Source organism: Allobosea sp. ASV33 (genome assembly GCF_016428755.1).
Taxonomy (GTDB): Bacteria; Pseudomonadota; Alphaproteobacteria; order Rhizobiales; family Beijerinckiaceae; genus Allobosea.
The window spans coordinates 1-5907 of sequence record NZ_JAELTI010000166.1; the positions used below are offsets into that span (position 1 = coordinate 1).

Consider the following 5907-nt stretch of genomic DNA (forward strand, 5'->3'; position numbering starts at 1 on the left):
TCCGCGGAGTTCGCGAAGTCCAGCTCATCGACGATACCGGCGCCAACCGTGGCGTGGTCTCGTTCTTCGATGCGCTGAAGCTCGCCGAGGATGCCGGCCTCGACCTTGTCGAGATCGCCCCGAACTCCGTCCCGCCGGTCTGCAAGATCCTCGATTACGGTCGCTTCCGCTTTCTCGAGCAGAAGAAGGCCGCGGAGGCGCGCAAGAAGCAGCGCACCATCGAGATCAAGGAAATCAAGCTGCGCCCCGGCATCGACAAGCACGACTACGACGTGAAGATGAAGGCCATGCACGGCTTCTTCGAGGAAGGCGACAAGGTGAAGGTCACCCTGCGCTTCCGCGGCCGCGAGATGGCGCATCAGGACCTCGGCGTGAAGGTGCTGGAGCGCGTCAAGGTCGATACCGCCGAGATCGCCAAGGTCGAGAGCGACTGGCAGCTCGAAGGCCGCCAGATGGTCATGGTGCTCGCGCCGCGCTGAGGCGCGCGTCACCCGCGATCATGTTCTGATCGAGAAAAAGGGCGCCGTCGGCGCCCTTTTTCATGCCTGCTTTCTGCGAAGCCCGTCGAGCATCGCGTCGAAGGCGTCGGTCGCGCTCTTCAACGCCGCCTCCGGGTCGGGCGCATGCGCGATCCATTGCGCCGCGTGCTGGGTCGCGCCGAAGATCAATCGCGCGACAGCCTCGGGATCGAGCGGGGCCAGCACGCCATCGCCGACGAGCTCGTCCAGCCCGCGGGTCATCATCCGGATGCAGTCGTTCTGGATCGGCCAGCTCCAGGGATCGCCGAGTACGGCCGGCCCGTCGCGCAGCATGATGCGCTGGATTTCAGGCTCCAGCGCCATCGCGAGATAGGCGGCGCATTCGTCGCGGAAGCCGGTCCAGCGATCCCCAGCTTTGGCCGAGACGGCGCGCAACCTGACCGTCATTTCCGCGTCGATCTGGTCGATCACGGCGGCGAAAAGGCCCTTCTTGTCGCCGAAATGGTGATAGAGCGCGCCGCGCGTCAGCCCGGCCGCCGCCGTCATTTCGTCCATCGAGGCCGCCGCATAGCCCACGCCACCGAACGCCTCGCGGGCGGCGGCAATCAGGCTGGCGCGGGTTTCCGCGATCATGTCGGCGCGAAGTCTGCGGGCCATCACATCTCCATCACATACGCTCCGTATGTTAATTGACATGCGCGGTGTATGCAATTACGCATTCACTCACATACGCGGCGTATGTTCGCAATCACGGTACAAGTCATGCCTAACCCCTATCGCGACATCTTCCAGGCGCCGGGCGCGTTCGCCTTTTCCGGCGCCGGTTTCATCGCCCGCCTGCCGGCCTCGATGGTCGGCCTCGGCATCGTCACCATGCTGTCCGAGCGGCGCGGGGAATATGCGATCGCCGGCGCGGTCGCCGCGACCTTCGCGCTCGCGAGCGCGCTGATCACGCCGCAGGTCTCGCGCCTCGTCGATCGCTATGGCCAGCGCCGCATCCTGTTGCCGGCTGCTGCTGCCGGCGCGCTGGCGCTGGGCGGCCTGATGCTCTCCACCTGGGCCGGCGCGCCGAGCTGGCTGCTCTTCGTCTTCGCGCTGCTTGCCGGCCTGATGCCGAGCATCGGCGCGATGGTGCGGGCGCGCTGGACCGAGTTCTATCGCGACACTCCGCAATTGCGCACGGCCTTCGCCTTCGAATCGGTGGTCGACGAGGTCATCTTCATTGTCGGGCCGATCGTCGCGATCGGGCTCAGCGTCAGTCTTTTCCCCGAGGCCGGGCCGCTTGCGGCGCTCATTTTTCTCGTTGTCGGCGTGCCCTTGCTCTGCGCGCAACGGCGGACCGAGCCGCCGGTGCGCGCCCGTGCCGCGGAGCCCGATGTCTCCGTCATCCGCCTCGGAGGCGTCCAGGTCGTCGTGCTCGCCATGATCGCGATCGGTGCGATCTTCGGCACGGCCGAGATCACGGCGGTGGCCTTCGCCGAAGCGCAGGGGCAGAAGGCGGCGGCAAGCATCGTCCTCGCCATCTATGCGGCGGGCTCGCTGATCGTCGGCCTCGTCTTCGGGACGCTCAAGCTCAGGGCCTCGCTCGCGACGCAGTTCCTCGCGGCGATCGCGCTTGCCGCCGCGACGACCCTGCCGCTGCTGGCCGTGACCGGGCTTGCCTCGCTGGCGCTGGTCTTCTTCATGGCCGGTGCGGCGGTCTCGCCGACGATCATCATCGCCATGGGCCTGATCGAGCGCCTGGTTCCGCCGCGCCAGCTCACCGAGGGCATGACCTGGGGCATCACCGGCATCGGCATCGGCATGGCCGCCGGCGCCTCGGCAGCCGGCGTGCTGATCGACGCCTTCGGTGCCCATAGCGGGTTCTGGATCTCGGTCGGGGCCGGCGTCGCTGCGCTGCTGGTCGTGCTCGCAGGCTACAACCGCCTGCTCGGCGCGCGGGCCGAAACGCTGGTCTGCGAAGCTGCTTGAAGTGACCCGCTCAGAACCTCTCGACGGTTCAGCCAAAATGCGCGTCATCCCGGACAAGCCGCGAAGCGGCGCTGATCCGGGATCCATCATAGAGCACCGGCACCGGCGCCCTTCGATGGATCCCGGGTCAAGCCCAGGATGACGATGTGTTTCCGAGCGCAATGATCCCTATAAAAAAGGCCGCCCACCGGGCGGCCTTCTTGTTCGAAGCGTCTTGCCCGAACCTCAGCGGATCGGCGGGCCGTATTGCAGGCCGCCCTTGGTCCAGAGGTTGTTGACGCCGCGCGGCAGCGGGTTCGTGGTCTTCGCGCCGAAATGCCGCTCGAAGCTCTCGCCGTAATTGCCGACGGCCTTGATGATCCGCACGACCCAGTCATTGGTCAGGCCGAGGCCTTCGCCGAACTTGCCCTCGGCGCCGAGCATGCGGCGGACTTCGGGGTTCTGCGAGGTCTTGGCGAGCTCCTCGACATTGGCCTGGGTCACGCCGAGTTCCTCGGCATTGATCGTGGCGATGACGGTCCAGCGCACGAGATCGAACCAGGTCGGATCGTTCTTGCGCACCCAGGGGCCGAGCGGCTCCTTGGAGATGACCTCCTGGAGCAGCATGTGCTCTTCCGGGTCCTTCAGGCGGCCGCGGGTGCCGGCGAGCGCCGACAAGTCGGTGGTGTAGGCGTCGCAGCGCCCGGCCTCGTAGGCCTGCACCGTATCCTCCAGCGTCGCGAAGGCGACGGTCTCGAACTTGATGCCGTTGGTGCGGCCGTAATCGGCGAGGTTTAGCTCGGTGGTGGTGCCCTGCGCGACGCAGACCGAGGCGCCGTTGAGGTCCTTGACGCCCTTCACGCCGAGCTTCTTGCGGACGATGAAGCCCTGGCCGTCATAGTAGTTGACGGTGGTGAAGGTGACGCCCTGGCCGATATCGCGGCCGAGCGACCAGGTGGTGGTGCGGGCCAGCACGTCGATCTCGCCGGATTGCAGCGCGACCAGGCGGTTCTTGCTCGACAGCGAGAGATAGGTGGCCTTGTTCGGATCGTTGAAGATCGCGGCGGCGAGCGCACGGCAGACATCGGTGTCGAAGCCGACCCAGGTTCCGTTCTTGTCCTGCAGCGAGAAGCCGGGAACGCCCTCGCTGGTGCCGCAGATGATGTTGCCGCGCGCCTTGATCTTGTCGAGCGTCGATTGGGCCAGCGCCGGGGCCGAGGCGGCGGCCGTCAGGACAAGGCCTGCGGCGAGGGTGAGAAGCTTCTTCACGGGGTGTCTCCAGATGCGGAACGCGCCTGTTGACCATACGGCGTGACAAGCGTTTGAAGGAAGGGGATAAGCGGCTGCCGCTTTTCCGGGCAGCCTCACGGGGATTGCCGGCTTCGCACTTGCAATAGCGGCCGTTTTCTGCGATAGGCCCGGCCTTCGATCGCCCGGCTGATAAGGGCTGCCGTGGCGGTCGTGCTTTGCTTCCTGAAAGCAAGACATTGGCAACGCGTTCAAAAGACGCGACGCCACGACCATTGAGGAGCTGAAATGCCCAAGATCAAGACCAAATCGGCCGCCAAAAAGCGGTTCAAGATCACCGGTACCGGCAAGGTGCTCTACGCCCAGGCCGGCAAGCGTCACGGGATGATCAAGCGGACCAACAAGCAGATCCGCAATCACCGCGGCACCACGACCCTCTTCGAGGGCGATGCTGCCAACGTGAAGAAGTTCTTCCTCCCCAACGGCTGACGCCACCTGATATTCCGGAGATCATGACATGGCTCGCGTGAAACGGGGCGTTACTGCCCACGCCAAGCACAAGAAGACTTTCAAGGCTGCCAAGGGTTTCTACGGCCGCCGCAAGAATACGATCCGCGCCGCCAAGGCGGCCGTCGATCGCTCGATGCAGTACGCCTATCGCGACCGCAAGAACAAGAAGCGCTCGTTCCGCGCGCTCTGGATCCAGCGTCTCAACGCTGCGGTGCGCGAGCACGGCCTGACCTATTCGGTCTTCATCGGCGGCCTGATCAAGTCGGGCATTGAGCTGGACCGCAAGACCCTGTCGGCCATGGCCATCGACGACGCAGCCTCGTTCGCTGCCGTGGTCGAGACGGTCAAGGGCGTGCTGGGCGCCGAGGCCAAGGCTGCCTGAGCAGCCTTGCAGTGCTGAATTTGGAAAAGGCCGGCGGTGACGCCGGCCTTTTTCTTTTTAGCTTGGCTCCACCGTCATGCTCGCCCTTGTGGCGAGCATCCACGTCTTGAACATCGCATTGCATGAAGGAAGACGTGGATGGTCGGGACAAGCCCGACCATGACAGTGCATCACGTTGTTACGTCTGCACGCTGCCGTTCTTCGGCAAATCCCAATGCGCGCCGGCGCCTTCGACGATCCGGTCGTAAGCCTCCTCCGGCGAATCCGCGTAAGCGAACAGCTTGAGGTCATCCGGCCGGATGAACCCTGCCGCTGCCATCTGGTCGAGATTGAGCAGCCCTTTCCAGTAGCCGGAATCGTAGAGCACGATCGGCACCCGCCCCATCTTGCCGGTCTGGACCAGCGTCATGATCTCGAACAATTCGTCGAGCGTGCCGAAGCCGCCAGGGAAGACCACGAGAGCGGCGGCCCGCATCGCCAGATGCATCTTCCGCATCGCGAAATAGTGGAACAGGAAGGTCAGGTCCGGTGTCGACCAGGCATTCGGCTCCTGCTCGTGCGGCAGGGTGATGTTGAAGCCGATCGAGATCGCGCCGGCTTCGGTCGCGCCGCGATTGGCCGCTTCCATGATGCCCGGCCCGCCGCCGGTGGCGATGACGTGATAGCGGCCTGTCTCGCCGTCGCGCAGCGCGCCGCCGCGTTCGGAGGCGATGCGGCCGAAGGCGCGGGCGGCCTCGTACCAGGGGTTGCCCTCGCGCACCCGCGCCGAGCCGAAGACGACGACGGTCGAGACGACGCCGCGCGCCCTCAGGCTGTCCTCCGCCTTCTGGTATTCCAGCATGAAGCGGACGCCGCGGGTCGAATCGCCGAGGATGAAATCGGGATCGAGCGCGGCCAGCCGATAGGACGGCGATTCCTTCTGGCGTGTATTGTCGGGCAAGGCATCCTCCTCAAGTCTTCTGTTCGCTCTGGCATAACCCGGCCGTTCCCGCTAGAACGCGGCCGTTCCCACGCCTTCAGATGCTTGCGACTTAATTCATGACCGATATCGCCACCCTGGAACGCGACGTCCTCGCCGCGATCGCTTCTGCCGCCGATGAAGCCGCCGTCGAGGATGTGCGCATCGCCGCCCTCGGCAAGTCCGGCTCGATCTCGGCGTTGCTGAAGACGCTTGGCGGCATGACGCCGGACGAGCGCAAGGAGAAGGGCCCGCAGATCAACGGCCTGCGCGATCGGGTTCAGAGTGCGATCGCGGCGCGCAAGGAAGCGCTGGGCGAGGCTGCTCTCGAAGCCCGGCTCGCCTCCGAGCGCGTCGATATCTCGCTGCCGGTGCAGGAC

General features: G+C 65.5%; 7 protein-coding genes and 1 pseudogene. 5 read left to right on the top strand and 3 right to left on the bottom strand.

The window, feature by feature from the left end; genetic code table 11:
- Positions 1-479: translation initiation factor IF-3 (gene infC / locus JHD80_RS26480; protein WP_199093457.1), on the top strand; the 479-nt coding region annotated here is incomplete at its 5' end.
- Between the two features lie 60 nt (positions 480-539).
- Here the strand turns inward: infC and JHD80_RS26485 are convergent.
- A complete protein-coding gene (locus JHD80_RS26485) occupies positions 540-1136 on the bottom strand; it encodes a TetR/AcrR family transcriptional regulator (RefSeq protein WP_199093459.1) in 597 nt (198 codons plus the stop codon).
- Between the two features lie 105 nt (positions 1137-1241).
- Between JHD80_RS26485 and JHD80_RS26490 the strand changes: the two genes are divergently transcribed.
- On the top strand, positions 1242-2450 hold the full coding sequence (locus JHD80_RS26490; protein WP_199093461.1) for an MFS transporter: 1209 nt from the start codon (positions 1242-1244) through the stop codon (positions 2448-2450).
- A gap of 225 nt (positions 2451-2675) precedes the next feature.
- Here JHD80_RS26490 and JHD80_RS26495 read toward each other — a convergent pair whose 3' ends face one another.
- A complete protein-coding gene (locus JHD80_RS26495) occupies positions 2676-3698 on the bottom strand; it encodes an amino acid ABC transporter substrate-binding protein (RefSeq protein ID WP_349237355.1) in 1023 nt (340 codons plus the stop codon).
- Positions 3699-3965: 267 nt separating this feature from the next.
- Between JHD80_RS26495 and rpmI the strand changes: the two genes are divergently transcribed.
- Positions 3966-4166 carry a 50S ribosomal protein L35 gene (gene rpmI / locus JHD80_RS26500; RefSeq protein ID WP_047575639.1) on the top strand — a complete coding sequence of 67 codons (201 nt, stop codon included), beginning with the start codon at positions 3966-3968 and terminating at the stop codon, positions 4164-4166.
- Positions 4167-4194: 28 nt separating this feature from the next.
- A complete protein-coding gene (gene rplT / locus JHD80_RS26505) occupies positions 4195-4569 on the top strand; it encodes a 50S ribosomal protein L20 (RefSeq protein ID WP_047575636.1) in 375 nt (124 codons plus the stop codon).
- A 178-nt stretch (positions 4570-4747) separates the two neighbouring features.
- On the opposite strand, the gene JHD80_RS26510 is transcribed toward rplT, so the two are convergent.
- Complete coding sequence (locus JHD80_RS26510) at positions 4748-5509, bottom strand: LOG family protein (protein WP_248311796.1); 762 nt, start codon at positions 5507-5509, stop codon at positions 4748-4750.
- 98 nt (positions 5510-5607) lie between these two features.
- On the opposite strand from JHD80_RS26510, the pseudogene JHD80_RS26515 reads away from it, so the two are divergent.
- A pseudogene (locus JHD80_RS26515) lies at positions 5608-5907 on the top strand (phenylalanine--tRNA ligase subunit alpha); the annotation flags it as partial.